We start from the raw sequence: 17,686 nt of genomic DNA on the forward strand, positions 1-17,686 counted from the left end.
TAACGCCTCAATCCAGACCTAATACGCCACGGAGCTGAGCAAGATCTTCCGCCAGTGCCGTAATTGGCCCTTTCATCGCATTGCGATCGGCATCGGTTAACTTCTCGTAGGACTCATAGCCCTCTTTGGTCCGGTATTTCGCTAATACACTGTCAACCGTTTTGAAGTTGGCATCAATTTTTTGTAGCAAGGGTTTATCGGCTTTTTCCAACAATGGCCGCAGCAGATTGACAATTTTCTGTGCACCATCAACGTTAGCCTGGAAATCCCATAAGTCAGTACGGCTGTAACGATCTTCTTCGCCGCTGATTTTACTGGCTGCGATTTCTTCAATTAAACCGGCCGCCCCACCGACAACTTTGTTCGGAGCAAATGTCAGGTCGGTAATGCGTTTTTGCAGTTCCACCGTGTCTTGATACAGTTGATCGGCAAACTTATCAGCCCCCTTGGTGGTGTTGTCACCAAACAAGATTTTCTCTAAACGATGGAAACCGGTAAATTTCGGGTCTGCTGCTTTCTGTTCAAAATCATCTTCGCGGGCATCGATACTGCCATCCAAATCGGAGAATAATTCCGCAATCGGTTCAATGCGTTCGTAATGCTGACGAGTGGGCGCATACAACTTACGTGCCAGCGCCAGATCACCCTTTTTCACCGCAGCAGTAAAGGCTTTGGTTTGCGTGACTAACTGGGCAACTTCTTGTGTCACATACCCTTTATATTCAGCAATCGGCCCAACCAGTGCCATGGCATCTGGCTTGACCGCCCCCTCTGAGCCTGCGGCGGCTGTCACTGTCAATTTACCTTTCGGGTTACTCAGCAAACCGCAGGTCATGTCGTATTCCCCTGGTTCCAGGTTCGCCGTCATCTTCTGGGTAAAGCCCGGCGCGATATTCTCACGCTCCTCAATGACCATCACCCCTTTTAGGATCTCCCACTCCAGCCCTTTCTGGCTGGCATTATGAACAATAAACTGGGTTTTACCGGCAGGAATAGACAGCGCCATTGGCTCACACTGTTTATCATTTACAGTAATTTTAACTTGTGGAATATCAGCCGCCTGTGCACTGAGAGCCAAAGCAGGTAATGCCAGTAAAGCCGCGTGTAAAGCGGTGCGACGGAAGAACCGGTTAGACATGTGATAAATCCCTGAATTATTGGTTAATTTTCTGCGCATCAGGTACGGCTGAAACCGTCGTGGTGCGGGGTGGAAGGAAAAATAGGATTAATGCCGGAATCAGATAGATAAAGTAGACCGCCACTTCACTGACTGTGGGTGCTTCCTGATAACCAAACATGCCTTCAAGGAAAGTGCCGAATAATGAGTGAGTTGAGAGTACATTGGTCAGATCAAAAGCAAGGTCCTGGAAATGGTTCCACAGACCGGCTTCATGGAAGGCTCTTATCGCTCCCGCGGCTAAGCCTGCGGCAACAAACAGAATAAACAGGCTGGTCCATTTAAAGAATTTAGCCAGGTGTAATTTCACACCACCCCAGTAGATAGCCATCCCCACCAGAATGGCGCAGGTCAGGCCTAATATTGCGCCAATAGGTGCGCCAATACCGACATCCTGCTGGAAAGCAGCCAGTAAGAAGAACACCGATTCTAGCCCTTCACGGGCAACGGCAAAGAACACCATGACCACTAAGGCCCAGCCCTGACCACGGCCACGCCCTTGCTCACTATTTGGGTTCAGGGCATTATCAATCGCCCCTTCCAAATGAGCTTTAACTGATTTGGACACTTTGCGCATCCAGAAAACCATATAGGTTAATATGCAAACCGCCACTACCGCGATAATCCCCTCGAACAGTTCTTGTTGCTTTTGCGGGAACTCACCGGTGGTTTCATTAATAAAAATACCCACAGCAAGGCAGAGTGCTACCGCTGTTACCACACCAATCCACACCGCTCCCATCCATTGACCGCGTTGAGTACGGTTAAGATAACTGGCAATCAGGCTGACAATCAGCGCCGCTTCCAGCCCTTCACGAAACATAATAAGAAATGGGACGAACATGCTAAACACCCCTGCGGTGGATTTAGGTATAACGCTATGATTATTGGTTATGTCAATTTAAGTAAAGAAAGGTAAAGCAATCGCTAGCGGTGATTATCATCGCGGCGTAAAGAAAAGTAAAACGATTGTGATTATCATTCTGCTAAAAAGAAATTCAAGCGATTGAATAGGAATATTGTTAACCAAACTGTGGCAATTTGTTTCTGATGAGTAAAATAATAAGATAATTCATTAAGATATGGGTACCTCTCCTGTTTCTACTGTTATCAAAAATCAATACTATTTTGGGCAAAAAAAAGCCCCCTGCTTTACAGGAGGCCCAGACGCATAGTTTTAACCTTAAACCGTTTTAAATTCAGCTTCTGCATTATGAAAACGTTCAGTAATCGTATTGCTCGGCGTGCGGCCCATCAGGCTAACCACCACAATAGCGATACTGGCAAACAGGAAGCCTGGAATAATCTCATACAGATCCAGCCACGCGTATTGTTTCCAGACGATAACGGTGATAGCACCGATCAGCATCCCGACCAGCGCACCATTACGGGTCATTCTTGGCCACATCACCGAGATTAATACCACCGGGCCAAATGCAGCACCAAAGCCGGCCCATGCATAGCTTACCAAGCCCAACACGCGGTTATCTGGATCTGCCGCCAAAGCAATAGCAATCAGTGCAACCAACAACACCATAGCGCGCCCTACCCATACCAGTTCCATTTGGCTGGCTTTTTTACGCAGGAACGCTTTGTATAAATCTTCCGTCAGAGCGCTGGAACACACCAGCAACTGGCAACTCAAGGTACTCATTACCGCAGCCAAAATAGCCGACAGCAAAATACCGGCGATCCACGGGTTAAACAGGAGTTTGGCTAACTCAATAAATACTCGTTCACCATTTTGCGTGACACTCCCTGCCTGTTCCGGGTTGTTTTCAAAGTAGGCAATACCAAAGAAGCCCACCGCGATAGTCCCTGCCAGACAAAGGATCATCCAGGTCATACTGATGCGGCGTGCACTACGAATAGTACGGTGAGAGTCTGCCGCCATAAAGCGCGCCAGAATATGCGGTTGACCGAAATAACCTAAGCCCCAACCGAGCAATGAGAGAATGGCAACCAGATTCAGCCCTTTAAACATATCGATATTAGCGGGGTTTTTCGCGGCAATAACCATCATCGAAGTATCAATACCCCCAACCGCCAAAATAACAATAATCGGCGTCAGGATCAGGGCAAAAATCATTAATGTCGCTTGTACGGTATCGGTCCAGCTTACCGCAAGGAAACCACCAATAAAGGTATAAGCAATAGTCGCCGCAGCGCCTGCCCACAATGCAGTGCCGTAGCTCATATCAAAGGTGCTTTCAAACAAACGTGCACCGGCGACAATTCCTGAAGCGCAATAAATAGTAAAAAAGACCAGAATAACCACGGCTGATATTACCCGCAGCAATTTACTCTTATCTTCAAAACGGCTGGTGAAATAATCCGGTAAGGTCAGGGCATTATTATTGGCTTCGGTATGAACCCGTAAGCGGCCTGCCACCAGCTTCCAGTTAAGATAAGCACCCATCGTCAGACCAATGGCTATCCAGCTTTCGGAAATACCAGATAGAAAAATAGCCCCTGGCAGCCCCATTAACAGCCAACCACTCATATCGGATGCACCGGCAGACAATGCGGTAACAACACTGCCTAATCTTCGTCCACCCAGGATATAGTCATCAAAATTATTGGTTGCCCGGTAGGCCATGAGGCCAATTATTATCATCCCAAAAATGTAAACTAAAAAAGTTACCAACATTGGCGTATTCATGGTCATGCAACATCTCCATAATGCGTATTATCGTTTTAATATATCCCGCTATTGTAGTTATCTCCGCTGAGGGCGATATCAGGCTTTCTCTCTGGTTGGTCGGAACGTGACACTGAGTTGCACCAGAGATGAGCGTGGAAGCGCAAATAAACTTTCAGCACAACTATTCGCTAGCGAACGGCTATCTCGCGGCTGTTATCCTAGTGGATGAGTTTCATCACCCACAACGATTTAAACAATTTTTTTACAAAAAATTCACCCTGCATCACATTAACCGCTGTCAGAAGTTACACCTTCCATTACAAAATGAGTGACACCGAAGGTAAATGCCCCATAACCCCTACTATTGTTAGTGTTAGTCCCCCTCAAACGTAATATATAAAAAGTTCCCACCACGGCAGAATTGTTAAAAAGCAGACTGAATTCACACTTCCCTCACGCACTTGATTTAACACGGTTGCACAAAGTTGCAACATGATTGATATTATCGAAAATAAAATCATAACTCCCCTTACCAAAGGAGCCAGACCGCATGAGTAGCACCACCATGGGCGTGAAACTCGATGAAGCCACCCGCGACCGTATCAAGGCCGCAGCACAGCGTATTGACCGTACGCCGCACTGGCTGATTAAGCAGGCTATTTTTAACTATTTAGAACGACAGGAAAATGGCAGTGAATTACCTGAACTACCAACCACACATGCGGCCCCGCGATTGGAAGCAGACGACATTATTCCGCCAGCGACTGACGGTACCCACCAGCCATTTTTAGATTTTGCTGAACACGTGTTGCCACAATCGGTTATCCGCGCCGCTATCACTGCGGCCTATCGTCGCCCGGAAACAGAAGCCATTCCCATGTTATTGGCGCAGGCACGTTTACCGGTTGATGTGGCGCAAGCAACCCATTCGCTCGCCTATTCCATTGCTGAGAAACTGCGTAACCAAAAAAGCGCCAATGGCCGTGCCGGCATTGTGCAAAGCCTGTTGCAAGAGTTCTCACTCTCTTCACAAGAAGGTGTGGCATTAATGTGCCTCGCAGAAGCGCTACTGCGCATTCCTGACAAACCTACCCGTGATGCACTGATCCGCGATAAAATCAGCAATGGTAACTGGCACTCTCATCTGGGGCGTAGCCCGTCGATGTTTGTCAATGCCGCCACTTGGGGCCTGTTGTTTACCGGGCATCTGGTCTCGACCCATAACGAAACCAAACTCTCCAGCTCATTAAACCGTATTATCGGCAAAGGTGGCGAACCACTGATCCGCAAAGGCGTGGATATGGCTATGCGCCTGATGGGTGAACAATTCGTGACCGGTGAGACCATTGCTGAAGCATTGGCAAATGCCCGTAAACTGGAGGATAAAGGGTTCCGTTACTCTTACGATATGCTGGGTGAAGCTGCGCTGACTGACGCAGATGCTCAAGCTTATCTGCTCTCTTACCAGCAGGCTATTCATGCGATTGGTAAAGCGTCTAATGGCCGGGGTATTTATGAAGGGCCTGGGATCTCAATCAAGTTATCCGCTCTGCACCCCCGCTATAGTCGCGCCCAATATGAGCGAGTGATAAGTGAACTGTATCCACGGTTGTTATCACTGACCTTGCAAGCTCGTCAATATGACATTGGGATTAACATCGACGCAGAAGAAGCCGAACGTCTGGAAATTTCACTCGATCTGCTGGAAAAACTCTGCTTTGAACCCAAACTGGCTGGTTGGAACGGTATCGGCTTTGTTATTCAGGCTTACCAAAAACGCTGCCCGGCCACCATTGATGCTGTGATAGAACTGGCACAGCGCAGCCGCCGCCGCCTGATGATTCGCTTGGTCAAAGGGGCCTATTGGGACAGCGAAATCAAACGCGCCCAAATTGAGGGTTTAGAAGGTTATCCGGTTTATACCCGCAAAGTCTATACCGATGTTTCTTATCTGGCCTGCGCCCGTAAATTACTGGCAGTTCCCAGTCTGATTTACCCACAATTTGCCACTCATAACGCTCATACTTTGTCTGCTATTTATCATCTTGCCGGGCAAAATTACTACCCTGGCCAGTATGAATTTCAATGCCTGCATGGCATGGGTGAACCCCTGTATGAGCAGGTTGTCGGGAAAGTTGCCGACGGCAAGCTTAACCGCCCATGCCGTATTTACGCGCCGGTTGGCACCCACGAAACCTTACTGGCCTATTTGGTACGCCGCCTACTGGAAAACGGGGCCAATACTTCGTTTGTAAACCGTATCGCAGATAACACACTGCCGCTGGATGAGCTCGTTGCTGATCCGGTCAGTGCGGTAGAAGCCATTGCGGCAAGTGAAGGGCAGCTCGGCTTACCTCATCCACGCATTCCATTGCCGCGTGAGCTGTACGGCAAAGATAGGGCCAACTCCAGCGGGTTAGATCTGGCAAACGAGCATCGTCTGGCGTCACTCTCCAGCGCCCTACTCACCAGTGCCAGTCAGATGTGGCGTGCAGAACCTATTATCGATGCTGAGCTGGATAGTGGTGCCAAACTTGATAATAGAGTGGAACAGCCGGTTATCAACCCGGCAGAACCTGCTGATATCGTCGGTTACGTTCGCGAAGCCACTGACGCCGAAGTCAATCGCGCATTGGATGCGGCCGCCAGTGCTGGGGCTATCTGGTTTGCAACACCGCCGGTTGAGCGCGCAGCTATTTTAGTCCGCGCTGCTGAGTTGATGGAAAATCAGATGCAAAAGCTGATGGGGATACTGGTCCGTGAAGCCGGTAAAACCTTCAGTAATGCTATTGCGGAAGTTCGTGAAGCGGTTGACTTCCTGCACTATTATGCAGGAATAGTACGAACTGATTTTTCCAATGACAGCCACCGCCCACTCGGCCCGGTGGTTTGTATTAGCCCGTGGAACTTTCCGCTGGCCATATTTACCGGGCAGGTTGCTGCTGCATTAGCTGCCGGTAACAGTGTATTGGCAAAACCGGCAGAGCAAACGCCACTGATCGCAGCGCAAGCAGTACGTATCTTGCTAGAGGCTGGTATTCCTCAGGGGGTGCTGCAACTGTTACCGGGGCAAGGTGATAGCGTAGGGGCAATCTTGGTTAATGATAATCGGGTGCGCGGCGTGATGTTTACCGGTTCAACTGAAGTTGCCGCTATTTTGCAGCGCAGCATCGCGGGTCGGCTCGATCCTCAAGGCCGCCCAACACCACTGATTGCTGAGACCGGTGGCCTCAACGCCATGATTGTTGATTCATCAGCACTCACGGAACAGGTGGTGACCGATGTCGTAGCATCAGCCTTTGACAGCGCGGGTCAGCGTTGCTCTGCCTTACGTATTCTCTGCATTCAGGATGATGTTGCTGAGCACACATTAAAAATGCTGCGTGGGGCGATGGCTGAATGCCGGATGGGGAATCCGGAACGCCTGTCTACCGATATCGGGCCGGTGATTGATGCTGATGCCAAAGCCGGCATTGAGCGCCATATTCAGACGATGCGCACTAAAGGACGCAAAGTTTATCAAGCTGCCCGCGCCAACAGTCTGGATGAAAAAGAGTGGCAACGTGGCACCTTTATCAAGCCAACATTGATAGAACTGGACAGCTTTGATGAACTGCAAAAAGAAGTCTTCGGGCCAGTGTTACATGTCGTCCGTTTCCAGCGCCAAAACCTCGCCGCCTTAGTCGATCAAATCAACGCATCTGGCTACGGTTTAACCTTGGGTATTCACACCCGTATTGATGAAACTATCACCCAAATCACTGAAAAAGCAAAAGTGGGCAATCTGTACGTTAACCGCAATATGGTTGGCGCGGTTGTTGGCGTGCAACCTTTTGGGGGCGAAGGTTTATCCGGTACGGGCCCTAAAGCCGGTGGCCCCCTGTATCTGTATCGCCTGTTATGCAGCCGCCCGGAGGATGCCGTGCTCAATACGCTGGCACATCAGAATAATGAACAAGCGCAAAATGTTTCTGGTCGTGAGGCGTTGCAAACAGCTCATCACGCTCTTCTGCTGTGGGTGGGTGAACAACAAAATGGCGAATTGGCTCAGTTGACACAACGCTTTGGCGAACTGGCGCAGGGGGGGACAATCCGGTTATTACCGGGGCCAACCGGGGAGCGCAACACCTATGCCCTGCGACCTCGTGAGCGTGTCCTTTGTTTTGCGGATAATGAAGCTGACGCACTGGTGCAACTGGCGGCGGTGCTGGCAACCGGGAGCGACGTTTTATGGTCAGAAAATGCGGTACTCAAGGATCTACTACGCAAGCTACCTACAGTAGTACAATCACGCATTACCCTAGCCAATGATTGGCAAACCGCTAACGTGCCATTTGATGCTGTTATCTACCATGGTGATGCCGATCAATTGCGTACCTTGTGTGAACAAATCGCTCAAATCGATGGGCCAATTGTCTCGGTACAAGGCTTCGCCCGTGGCGAAACGAATATCTGGTTGGAACGCCTGTTAATTGAGCATTCGCTGAGCGTAAATACCGCGGCGGCAGGAGGCAATGCCAGCCTGATGACGATCGGTTAGTCTGCCGGTGAGGATAGGCAGAAGAGTAAAGCGTTCGCGCCAGGGATGGCGCGGCTCGAGCCGCCAAGGATGGGTTTACGGCGTCTTTACTGTCTGCCTGTTCTCTCCGTGGTGGGCACGTTGTCAATAACCTCTAAGGCCCTTCGGGCTTTATTTTTTTGCTCCGATAATGAACTCATCATTCTTCGATATATGCCGCATCACAGGATGTAAACACGCAATAACACCATTTTCCTCTGACCGCATCCCGCATCGTTTACTTTGCTCTCTTGTCCCCCCATGGGTAACTAACCCATTATTAATTCAAGAAAATTACTGATGCTCTGGCATGCCTAGCTTTCTTCTTAGTGAAGATATTGTGTACAACAACCCTCAGAGGTGATAATAATATTCATGGCTGATAAAAAGATTGTCGATGAAACCCATAAAATTGCTAACCGGCGTGGTAATGGTCAATTACGTCGTGAAATATGGGCTGACCCGTTAGGTGCCATCACTCGTTATAATTTAGCCTATATCAATCACTGCCTATCGCAGGGTGATAATGGTCGGGTAATCGGTTATGACAATGCCCATGGCTTCCATCACCGCCATTATTTAGGCGGGATTGAAGCAGTTGATTTTGTCAGCTTTGAACAAATAGAGGATTGCTTTCAGAAGGATTGGACTTCACTAAGGAGAAGTTAATGGACAAGCTCGTCATCAAAACAGCAACGGAAGATGATTTTTTCAAACGCGGCAAACAACTCGCTGCCCTGGCTGACACAGGAAACGCATTACCCGAGGAACACACGATTACCTTTGAGGATCCGCTGGAGATGGTGCGGGTATTAAGTGCTGCACGTATCGTTCTACTGCGGGCGGTAAAAATGTATCCCGGTTCTATCACCTCCCTTTCAACTCGATTAAAAAGGGATCGTAGTGCCGTCACCCGCGATGTAGCTATTCTGAAAAAAGCCGGTTTAGTCACCGTCGAACAAAAAGTATTACCAGGCCATGGGCGGATGAAAGAAGTAAAAACCACCGCTTATCGTCTGAAGCTCGAAGCCTTCTTGTAAAATGGGCAGATAAGGCTGGGGGCCATGCTGCCCCCTGATACTCCGGTTACCGTAGGTAGAAGACTAAAATCAAGCTAACTATTTATTATTCAAAAACTTATCAAGGAACTGTCGAGTGCGTTCATGTTGCGGGTGGGCAAATAATTCTTTGGCCGGACCTTGCTCAACAATCTGTCCGTGATCCATAAAGATAGCTCGGTCTGCCACATCGCGGGCAAAGTTCATTTCATGAGTCACGATAACCATCGTCCGTTTTTCCTCGGCCAGCGCGCGAATAGTATTTAATACTTCCCCCACCAGTTCGGGATCTAGCGCAGAAGTCGGCTCATCAAACAAAATAACCTGTGGTTGCATCGCTAATGCACGAGCTATTGCCACCCGCTGCTGCTGCCCACCAGATAAACGACGAGGATAAGCATCTTCCTTGCCACTTAATCCTACTTTTGCCAACAGCTCACGGGCACGCTTTTCCGCGAAGGCCCGCTTTTCTCCTTTAACAATAACCGGCCCTTCAGTAATGTTTTCCAGTACCGTGCGATGTGGAAACAAATTGAAGCTTTGAAACACGAATCCGACTTGTTGTCGCAATGCCCGTATCAGCCCTTGCTGCTTGCTGATAGGTATGCTGCCATCAATCTCAATTTCACCAACACGAATAATCCCCGAATCAGGGATCTCCAACAAGTTAATGCTGCGCAATAAGGTGGTCTTGCCTGAGCCACTTGGGCCGATGATAGCAACCACTTCACCACTATTGACCTCAAGATCGATACCATGCAGCACCTGCTGGCCCTTAAACTGTTTGGTCAGTTTTTTAACCTCTATGGCACTCATGGCTACTCCTGGTCCTGGCGGTTAACATGGGCTTCCAGCCGATTTTGTAATGTTGACAATAACGTCGCCATAATCCAGTAAATCAACGATGCCGCCAGATACATAGTGAAAACTTCAAATGTACGGGAGGTCACCAATTGTGCCTGCCGAAAAAGTTCAGGTACTTGAATCGTCGCCGCCAGAGAAGTGTCTTTTACCAGACCGATGAAACTGTTACCCAGCGGGGGTAATGCGGTGCGCCCGGCTTGCGGTAATATGACCCGATAAAGTGTCTGCCTGCGTGTCATACCAATACTGGCGGCGGCTTCCCATTGCCCCTTCTCAATCGACGAAATAGCGGCACGCAATGTCTCGGAGGTATAGGCAGCAGTATTAAGTGATAAACCGATCAATGCAGCAGGCATGGGGTCCAGTTCAATACCAAACTGTGGCAGACCGTAGTAGATCATAAACAATTGGGCAATTAATGGCGTGCCACGGAAAATAGAGACGTAAAAGCGAGAAAAAAGTGAAAAAGACAAGAAACGAGATAACCGCATCATTGCCAACATAAAACCTAATGCCAAGCCAAAAAACATCCCTCCCAGACTAAGCTGGAGGGTAAGCCAGGCACCTTTCAATAAAAAGGGTGCTGAATCCAGCACCAATTGAATACTTTCTTGCATTATTTGGTTACATCCGCACCAAAATATTTTTCAGAGATTTTGGCCAAAGTGCCATCTTGTTGCATCTCAGCGATAGCCTGATTGATCGCCGCTAACAACTCAGGATTGTTCTTGCGCAACGCCACACCAGATTCCTGCCGGGCAAACGCTGGGCCTGCAATGGCAAGTGTATCGTTGGTTTTCTTCACCAAATCCAATGCGGCTAAACGGTCAACCAAGATAGCATCGGTACGACCTACACGCAGATCTTGATATTTGGTTGGGTCATCATCATAGGTACGAATATCAACACCTTTCAGATTGTCACGTAACCACTGCTCATAGTTACTGCCCAAACCAACACCCACTTTTTTACCTTCCAAATCTTCGGGTTTGTTGACGTTGCCTTCGTTACCTTTTTTGGTCAATACCTGAATGCCGGAGATAGTGTAAGGAGTTGAAAAATCATATTTTTTCTTACGCTCTTCCGAGATGGTAACCTGGTTAATCGCCACATCAATGCGTTTAGATTCCAGTGAGGCCAACATACCATCCCATTTAGTCGGAGTGATTTTTGCCTTAACCCCCATGTGTTCTGCCAATGCATTGGCAAAGTCCACTTCGAAACCTGTCAGTTTTCCATCTTCGCCCTGGAAGCTGAATGGCGGATAAGTCCCCTCTAGCCCGACAATCAGGGTGCCTCGTTCTTTAACTTGACTCAACAGAGAGTCCGCAGCGTAAGACGTTACATTCAGGCCTGTTGCCAGTGCCACCGCCACCATGCCCAGAACGACCCGACGACGAACAATTGAAAAACCCATAAATACCCCGACTGTCATGTTTATTTTTGATATTCAACACTTTATCAGTGCTGTTAATGGAATAAAGGAATATAAACTAATAACGTTATCCAAAAATGGAATAAGCCATAACCAAAGGTTACACCTGTGGATGATAAGCAAATAACGCGGGCGCGCCACCGGTATGAACAAACAGAATGGGACCATCACCGCGAAATTTTTTCTGCTCAATACCATCAAGCAAACCCGCCATCGCCTTACCGGTATAAACCGGATCCAACAATATTCCTTCCAGCCTTGCCAGTAACCCGATAGCGGCCTGCCCTTCTTCATTTGGCATGCCATATTGCGGGGCAAAATAATCATCCCACAACGTAATCTCTGCTTGCGGACTATTGATCCCAAGGGATTCGGCTAGTGCTTGCTGAATATGTGTCACTTTCGGACGTTGTTCATCAGCTTTACGCGATACCGTTACACCAATCAGTTCAGTTTCAGGTAATAACTGCTGTAAACCAACAGCCAACCCTGCATGGGTACCCGCACTGCCCGAGGCCACCACCACCGAGCTAAAGGCGACATTCCCTGCCAACTGAGCAGCAATTTCCAAGGCACATTGCACATAACCCAATGCACCTAACGCATTAGAGCCACCAACAGGCACCACATACGGGCGAAAACCCTGCGCTTCAAGCCGGGTTGCCAGCTCCGCCAGTTGCTGGTCTGGAGAGTGCAATCCGTCACACATCACCACCTCAACATTAAACAAGTCCAACAGCAATCGATTGCCATTGGTCAGATAATTTGTCTGTAAGGTGCCGATTGGGTTCTCAAGTAAAGCGACACAATGCAAACCCAGCTTTGCCGCCACTGCTGCTGTTTGCCGTACATGATTAGACTGAATCGCCCCCGCAGTAACCAGTGTATCAGCGCCTTGACTCAGCGCATCAGCCGCCAGAAACTCCAATTTACGCAACTTGTTGCCCCCTAATGCCAGAGGCGTTACATCATCACGTTTGATATAAATCTCACGGCCCAGATAATCGGAAAGTCGGGATAGCTTTTCCAACGGCGTTACATTGCCAACCAGATCCAGACGCGGAAATTGCGCCAGTTTGTTTTGAAACGTCACGGGTCCCCCAGGGAATTAATGAGTTAGGTCAACTGTTACCCCAAAACTCGCCGTTGCAGGCAGTAAGCGAACGACAAATTGGTCAGGGTCCGGTTTTGGACAGCCTTTATGCTAGCCCGCAAAGTGAGCTTCAGGCAGGCTCATTAATGCCAATGAGCCTGCCTATGTCAGTGATCCGGATCACTGACCATTGCTAGCAATTCTGCCGCTTCAAGTGCGAAATGGAAATATAGATTTATCAGATGTAACACCAATAATCACTGATTTTATTATAGATGTCGGTAAACGATATTGCTGGGGAATAACATAATAGGCGGGATAATAAAACGCCCAGCAAGGGAGAGCCTTGCCAGGCGTCGCGTCATGAAGATAATGGCTTAATGGTTTCTCGTTACACCAGAAGAGCTTTCAGTGAAAAAACGTGTTTTCTCAACGGGAAGAATACCCACGATCCCGCTTAGTAATTTTTTTGCCATGCCAAATACTGATCATATTTACGCAACGCAATACGATAATTGTTATGTGCTGCATTTGGCAGTTCGTCAATAATGCGTTGATGCATGATTTCGTTGGCAAACTTTTCTGCCGGATAATTCGTCGCAACCAACATTTCATCCAGGCGACGTAAGCGCACGACATATTCGCGAACCGTACTATGACTCATCTCAGTTTGTTCAAACAAGTACTGTTTGAACGCCATAATATCAAAATAACCTGGCGTACTGTTGCAATATATTTCGCTACAAAAACGGCATAACGCGGTCAATTCATGCTGAAGTTTTGACCATACGTGATCGTCGATCGGCTGATCCATACCGGCAATAGCTTCTTTATTAATGATTTGTCCACGAAAAACCAGTGTCATACGATCGAGTTCTTTATGACAATGAGAGCAATGCGTTTGACCGTGCTTATAATCTTTTAAATAACGGCTCAGTGGCCGTTTTTTTAACTGAAGTCCTGGCATAAGAAGACCTGCATTAATAAAATAAAAACTGGGATGTCACTGAGCGGAAGTGAATTAAGCGTCGTTATTCAGGCGGGCGCGTAAGCGTTTGATCGCCTGGCTATGCAGCTGGCTGACGCGGGATTCCCCGACCTCAAGCACCGCTCCGATTTCTTTCAGGTTCAGCTCTTCCTGGTAATACAGCGTTAACACCATTTTTTCGCGTTCCGGCAATGCCTCGATCGCTTCAATCACCCGTTGACGCAGATTTCCTTCCAACAAATGTTGCAGTGGATTGGCATCTTCATGCCCTTCCAGCAAGGGCTCAACACTTTCGCCATGCTCTTCTCGCCATTCGTCGTAAGAGAACAGTTGGCTATTGTTGGTATCCAACAAAATCTGACGGTACGCTGCCAAATCTATAGCAAGAATTTGCGCCACTTCCTGCTCGGTGGCAGGACGCCCCAAACGTTGCTCGACCTGTTGCATAGCACTGGCGACTTGACGTGCATTACGCCGTACACTGCGTGGAGCCCAATCCCGGCTACGCAGTTCATCCAGCATGGCTCCCCGTATCCGCTGTACCGCATAAGTGGTAAACGCAGTCCCTTGCAAAGCGTCGTAACGCTCGACAGCATTCAGCAGACCAATACCTCCAGCCTGCAACAAATCATCCAACTCCACACTGGCCGGCAGGCGAACCTGCAAACGAAGTGCCTCATGGCGAACCAGAGGAACATAGCGTTGCCAGAGGGAATTTTTGTCCATCACGCCTTCGGCGGTATACAGATCGCTCACTAGACAGGCACCTAAGGGTAAGAGAGTCGTACCATTATCCTGTCAGGTCAGTCAGACAATCGCCGGAATAGGCCTATAAAAAGGGGGTTATTTGGCTTATGCCCGTTATTTTACGGTTAACGCATTACCAGCATTGAAAAAACAGAGTAATAAATAAATGCAAAAGACGCTGAAAATAAACAAGTAAGGTCTTATTTGAATTTATTCTCTTGGGAAATAGTTCTGTAGATTATTTCCTAAGAGCCGGGTGTCAATATTGATATAAAAACCCCGCCGAAAAAGGCGGGGCTGAATAATGTTGTGTTTCTGCGGAATTAACGCAACAGAGACAATACAGTCTGTGGAACCTGATTTGCTTGAGACAGTACAGAAGTACCTGCTTGTTGCAGAATCTGTGCACGGCTCATGTTTGAAACTTCAGTTGCGTAATCAGCATCTTCGATACGGCTACGAGCAGAAGTCAGGTTAGTTACCGTGTTGTTCAGGTTGGTTACTGCAGATTCAAAACGGTTTTGTACCGCACCCAACTGGCTACGGAAGCCGTCAACTTGCTTGATTGCCGCATCCACGGTAGCCAACGGTGAAGCCGTTGCTGCACCTGCTGGTGTATATTGGGTAGCGGCTTTTAATGTTGCAGCACTAGTAATGGTCGTATCTGCAAATGTGACTGCGCCAGCAGTACTTACTGCGCCTTTATATTGTTTACCATCAGTAGTACGAACAACATAATCATCAAACGTACCGTCTGCTTTAGCTGCCCCAACACCATGAACTGTAGAGCCTTTACCGCCAGTAATTCCATCTACAGCTGAAAGATCAAGTTTTGTCGAGGTGGTTACACCAGCAGTAGTGCTAGACAATGAGGTCAATGCGCCGGTAACGCCGCTAACAGAATAATCACCTAAACCCAGGCTCTGAGAGTCAATTTTCTGCAAGTTGATGGCGATAGTTTCGCCATCGTTCGCGCCAACCTGGATGTTCATGGTGGTGTTTTCAGACAGTACTTTGGTGCCGTTAAATTGAGTTTGGCTAGATACACGGTCAATCTCAGCAAGGCGCAGGCCAATTTCGTCCTGAATCGAATCCAGGTCAGAGCTTGAGTTGGAACCGGTGGTTGCCTGTACAGTCAGTTCACGAACACGTTGCAAGTTGTTGTTGATTTCGTTCAGAGAGCCTTCAGTGGTCTGAGCGATAGAAATACCGTCGTTTGCGTTACGTGCAGCCTGAGTCAAGCCTTTGATGTTAGAGGTAAAGCGGTTAGCAATCGCTTGACCGGCAGCATCGTCTTTTGCGCTATTGATACGCAGACCAGAAGACAAACGCTCAATGGCAGTGCCTAAAGAAGACTGGGATTTATTCAGGTTGTTCTGAGTCAGCAGAGACAAGCTATTAGTGTTAATTACCGCCATAGTATTATTCCTTAAATTCTGTTGGGTTATGGTTTGGGCTTACTGCCCACGGCTTCATCACCGTCACAACTTGTATCGGCGCTCTTTAAGGAACCTTTAGCCATTCTGGGAAATAATTTTAAATTCTCCAAAAAAGTATTCTTTCTTTCTTCTTTAATTAATGTTCTATCCAATGGAGCAAATAGCCCCCTGTTATCCCCTGTTATTCCAGCCATCATTATTTCTATTCTTTGTGTAAACTTTTCAACTTTCTGACCGATAACCTGGTATCGACATTTGAATATTAAGGATTAGACATGGCAAGTATCAGCGCATTAGGCACCGGTTCAGGATTGGAGTTAGGTACACTGCTGTCACAATTATCAGCAGCAGAACAGACACGGCTTACCCCGCTGACCACCCAACAGACCAGTTATAAAGGTAAGCTAACCGCTTATGGTGTTTTGCAAAGTGCGCTGGCCAAGCTTGAAACTGCTTCAGCTGCATTAAAAAAAGCTGACACATTGAACTCTACGGCAGTCAGCGGCAGCAATACGGCTTTCAGTGCCACGACAGACAGTGCCGCCAGTGCCGGTACTTACAGCATTGCAGTCACTAATTTGGCTAAGGCGCAATCCCTGCTATCGGCAGATGTCGCTAACTCCACCGACAAATTGGGCAATGACAACGCAACGCGCACTATTACCATTACCCAGCCGGGTAAAAAAGATCCGCTGGAAATCAGCCTAACCAGTGAGCAAACCTCTCTGACTGGCATCCGTGATGCGATTAATAAGCAGGAAGGTGGGGTTAGCGCCAGTATCGTAAAAGCAGATGATAATACTTATTATCTGGCATTAACGTCGAAAGATACCGGGACACAGTCAGAAATGACCATTAGTGTGGCCGGTGATGATACCTTAAATGATTTCCTGAACTACACCCCCAGCAGCACCGGTGGTAGTGGCGCTATGACGCAAAAAGTAAAAGCAGAAGATGCCGTATTAAGCGTTAACGGTGTCACTATTACACGTCAAAGTAATACCATTACCGATGCGCCTCAAGGTGTCACCATCAACCTGAAAGCCGTCACAAAAACGGACGCGCCAGAACAATTGAACATTGTCCGTGATAGCAGTGCCACAAAAGCCGCTATCCAAAGCTTTGTTGATGCCTATAACTCATTGCAAACAACATTCGGCTCTTTAACTAAATATACTGCGGTAGAGTCAGGTGCCGACCAGTCCACCAGCAATGGGGCTTTGGTTGGTGATGGCACATTGCGTTCTATTCAGACGCAATTAAAAAGCCAATTGGCCTCGAGTCAACCTGGGGATCTAAAAACGTTAGCCAGTATGGGGATAACCCAAGACCTCGATGGCAAGATGGTTATAGACTCCACCAAATTAGATGCCGCGTTAAAAGATAAACCCAATAGCGTAACTGCATTTTTTGTCGGTGATGGCAAGACCACCGGTTTTGCTACCCAGATGGATAACTTACTTAATACCACCTTGGATACAACAAAAGGCACGTTAAAAACCGTGACTGACGGTATTAATAAGTCATTAAAAAACCTGGATAAACAAGTTACAGCGACGACTGCCAGTATCGAAGCAACTATTGAGCGCTATAAAACCCAATTTACTCAATTGGATAAGCTAATGACGTCATTGAACAGTACAGCCAGTTTCTTAACGCAACAATTCTCTTCATAAGGATTAG

15 protein-coding genes are annotated in these 17,686 nt (G+C 47.9%); 4 read left to right on the forward strand and 11 right to left on the reverse strand.

Annotated elements, in window-relative coordinates:
- Positions 1-7: 7 nt before the first annotated feature.
- From efeO to putP, 3 genes are all read right to left on the reverse strand, one after another.
- Positions 8-1,138 (reverse strand): iron uptake system protein EfeO, encoded by a 1,131-nt coding sequence (efeO, locus tag AEP37_RS04875; protein WP_049610723.1) that lies wholly within the window; start codon positions 1,136-1,138, stop codon positions 8-10.
- Between the two features lie 16 nt (positions 1,139-1,154).
- The gene (gene efeU / locus AEP37_RS04880) at positions 1,155-2,021 is read right to left on the reverse strand and encodes an iron uptake transporter permease EfeU (protein WP_049610725.1); all 867 of its coding nucleotides are present in this window, start codon (positions 2,019-2,021) and stop codon (positions 1,155-1,157) included.
- Between the two features lie 339 nt (positions 2,022-2,360).
- The gene (gene putP / locus AEP37_RS04885) at positions 2,361-3,845 is read right to left on the reverse strand and encodes a sodium/proline symporter PutP (protein WP_049610728.1); all 1,485 of its coding nucleotides are present in this window, start codon (positions 3,843-3,845) and stop codon (positions 2,361-2,363) included.
- A 526-nt stretch (positions 3,846-4,371) separates the two neighbouring features.
- Between putP and putA the strand changes: the two genes are divergently transcribed.
- From putA to AEP37_RS04900, 3 genes are all read left to right on the forward strand, one after another.
- Complete coding sequence (putA, locus tag AEP37_RS04890) at positions 4,372-8,361, forward strand: trifunctional transcriptional regulator/proline dehydrogenase/L-glutamate gamma-semialdehyde dehydrogenase (RefSeq protein WP_049610731.1); 3,990 nt, start codon at positions 4,372-4,374, stop codon at positions 8,359-8,361.
- Positions 8,362-8,754: 393 nt separating this feature from the next.
- Positions 8,755-9,048: a toxin-antitoxin system TumE family protein gene (locus tag AEP37_RS04895; RefSeq protein WP_049610734.1), complete on the forward strand. Its 294-nt coding sequence runs from the start codon at positions 8,755-8,757 to the stop codon at positions 9,046-9,048.
- Positions 9,048-9,419, forward strand: a complete 372-nt coding sequence (locus AEP37_RS04900) for an HVO_A0114 family putative DNA-binding protein (protein ID WP_049610737.1) — start codon at positions 9,048-9,050, stop codon at positions 9,417-9,419. Before AEP37_RS04895 ends, AEP37_RS04900 begins: the two co-directional genes overlap by 1 nt.
- Before the next feature lie 78 nt (positions 9,420-9,497).
- On the opposite strand, the gene tcyN is transcribed toward AEP37_RS04900, so the two are convergent.
- The 8 genes from tcyN to AEP37_RS25980 all read right to left on the reverse strand — a co-directional run bounded on the left by tcyN (position 9,498) and on the right by AEP37_RS25980 (position 16,200).
- A complete protein-coding gene (gene tcyN, locus AEP37_RS04905; RefSeq protein ID WP_049610739.1) occupies positions 9,498-10,253 on the reverse strand; it encodes an L-cystine ABC transporter ATP-binding protein TcyN in 756 nt (251 codons plus the stop codon).
- Between the two features lie 2 nt (positions 10,254-10,255).
- Positions 10,256-10,918 (reverse strand): cystine ABC transporter permease, encoded by a 663-nt coding sequence (gene tcyL / locus AEP37_RS04910; protein ID WP_049610743.1) that lies wholly within the window; start codon positions 10,916-10,918, stop codon positions 10,256-10,258.
- Positions 10,918-11,718, reverse strand: coding sequence for a cystine ABC transporter substrate-binding protein (tcyJ, locus tag AEP37_RS04915; protein WP_049610747.1), 801 nt, complete (start codon positions 11,716-11,718; stop codon positions 10,918-10,920). The genes tcyL and tcyJ overlap by 1 nt, the downstream gene beginning before the upstream one ends.
- Before the next feature lie 118 nt (positions 11,719-11,836).
- Entirely contained in the window at positions 11,837-12,829 is a 993-nt protein-coding gene (locus AEP37_RS04920) for a D-cysteine desulfhydrase (RefSeq protein WP_049610750.1), read from the reverse strand.
- Positions 12,830-13,286: 457 nt separating this feature from the next.
- On the reverse strand, positions 13,287-13,796 hold the full coding sequence (gene fliZ, locus AEP37_RS04925) for a flagella biosynthesis regulatory protein FliZ (RefSeq protein ID WP_049610752.1): 510 nt from the start codon (positions 13,794-13,796) through the stop codon (positions 13,287-13,289).
- Positions 13,797-13,850: 54 nt separating this feature from the next.
- Positions 13,851-14,573, reverse strand: a complete 723-nt coding sequence (locus AEP37_RS04930) for an RNA polymerase sigma factor FliA (RefSeq protein ID WP_049610755.1) — start codon at positions 14,571-14,573, stop codon at positions 13,851-13,853.
- Between the two features lie 314 nt (positions 14,574-14,887).
- Positions 14,888-15,982: a flagellin FliC gene (locus AEP37_RS04935; RefSeq protein WP_049610758.1), complete on the reverse strand. Its 1,095-nt coding sequence runs from the start codon at positions 15,980-15,982 to the stop codon at positions 14,888-14,890.
- Between the two features lie 26 nt (positions 15,983-16,008).
- Positions 16,009-16,200 (reverse strand): hypothetical protein, encoded by a 192-nt coding sequence (locus AEP37_RS25980; protein ID WP_049610761.1) that lies wholly within the window; start codon positions 16,198-16,200, stop codon positions 16,009-16,011.
- A gap of 78 nt (positions 16,201-16,278) precedes the next feature.
- Here AEP37_RS25980 and fliD point away from each other — a divergent pair, with 78 nt between their 5' ends.
- Entirely contained in the window at positions 16,279-17,679 is a 1,401-nt protein-coding gene (gene fliD, locus AEP37_RS04945) for a flagellar filament capping protein FliD (protein ID WP_049610764.1), read from the forward strand.
- The last annotated feature ends 7 nt before the right edge of the window (positions 17,680-17,686 follow it).

The organism is Yersinia pekkanenii (assembly GCF_001152565.1).
Taxonomy (GTDB): Bacteria; Pseudomonadota; Gammaproteobacteria; order Enterobacterales; family Enterobacteriaceae; genus Yersinia; species Yersinia pekkanenii.

Excerpts from the sequence above, each read along its gene's own strand:
- efeO (WP_049610723.1), bottom strand. The coding sequence starts at position 1,138 with ATGTCTAACCGGTTCTTCCGTCGCACCGCTTTACACGCGGCTTTACTG.
- efeU (WP_049610725.1), bottom strand. The coding sequence starts at position 2,021 with ATGTTCGTCCCATTTCTTATTATGTTTCGTGAAGGGCTGGAAGCGGCG.
- putP (WP_049610728.1), bottom strand. The coding sequence starts at position 3,845 with ATGACCATGAATACGCCAATGTTGGTAACTTTTTTAGTTTACATTTTT.
- putA (WP_049610731.1), top strand. The coding sequence starts at position 4,372 with ATGAGTAGCACCACCATGGGCGTGAAACTCGATGAAGCCACCCGCGAC.
- AEP37_RS04895 (WP_049610734.1), top strand. The coding sequence starts at position 8,755 with ATGGCTGATAAAAAGATTGTCGATGAAACCCATAAAATTGCTAACCGG.
- AEP37_RS04900 (WP_049610737.1), top strand. The coding sequence starts at position 9,048 with ATGGACAAGCTCGTCATCAAAACAGCAACGGAAGATGATTTTTTCAAA.
- tcyN (WP_049610739.1), bottom strand. The coding sequence starts at position 10,253 with ATGAGTGCCATAGAGGTTAAAAAACTGACCAAACAGTTTAAGGGCCAG.
- tcyL (WP_049610743.1), bottom strand. The coding sequence starts at position 10,918 with ATGCAAGAAAGTATTCAATTGGTGCTGGATTCAGCACCCTTTTTATTG.
- tcyJ (WP_049610747.1), bottom strand. The coding sequence starts at position 11,718 with ATGGGTTTTTCAATTGTTCGTCGTCGGGTCGTTCTGGGCATGGTGGCG.
- fliZ (WP_049610752.1), bottom strand. The coding sequence starts at position 13,796 with ATGCCAGGACTTCAGTTAAAAAAACGGCCACTGAGCCGTTATTTAAAA.
- AEP37_RS04935 (WP_049610758.1), bottom strand. The coding sequence starts at position 15,982 with ATGGCGGTAATTAACACTAATAGCTTGTCTCTGCTGACTCAGAACAAC.
- AEP37_RS25980 (WP_049610761.1), bottom strand. The coding sequence starts at position 16,200 with ATGATGGCTGGAATAACAGGGGATAACAGGGGGCTATTTGCTCCATTG.
- fliD (WP_049610764.1), top strand. The coding sequence starts at position 16,279 with ATGGCAAGTATCAGCGCATTAGGCACCGGTTCAGGATTGGAGTTAGGT.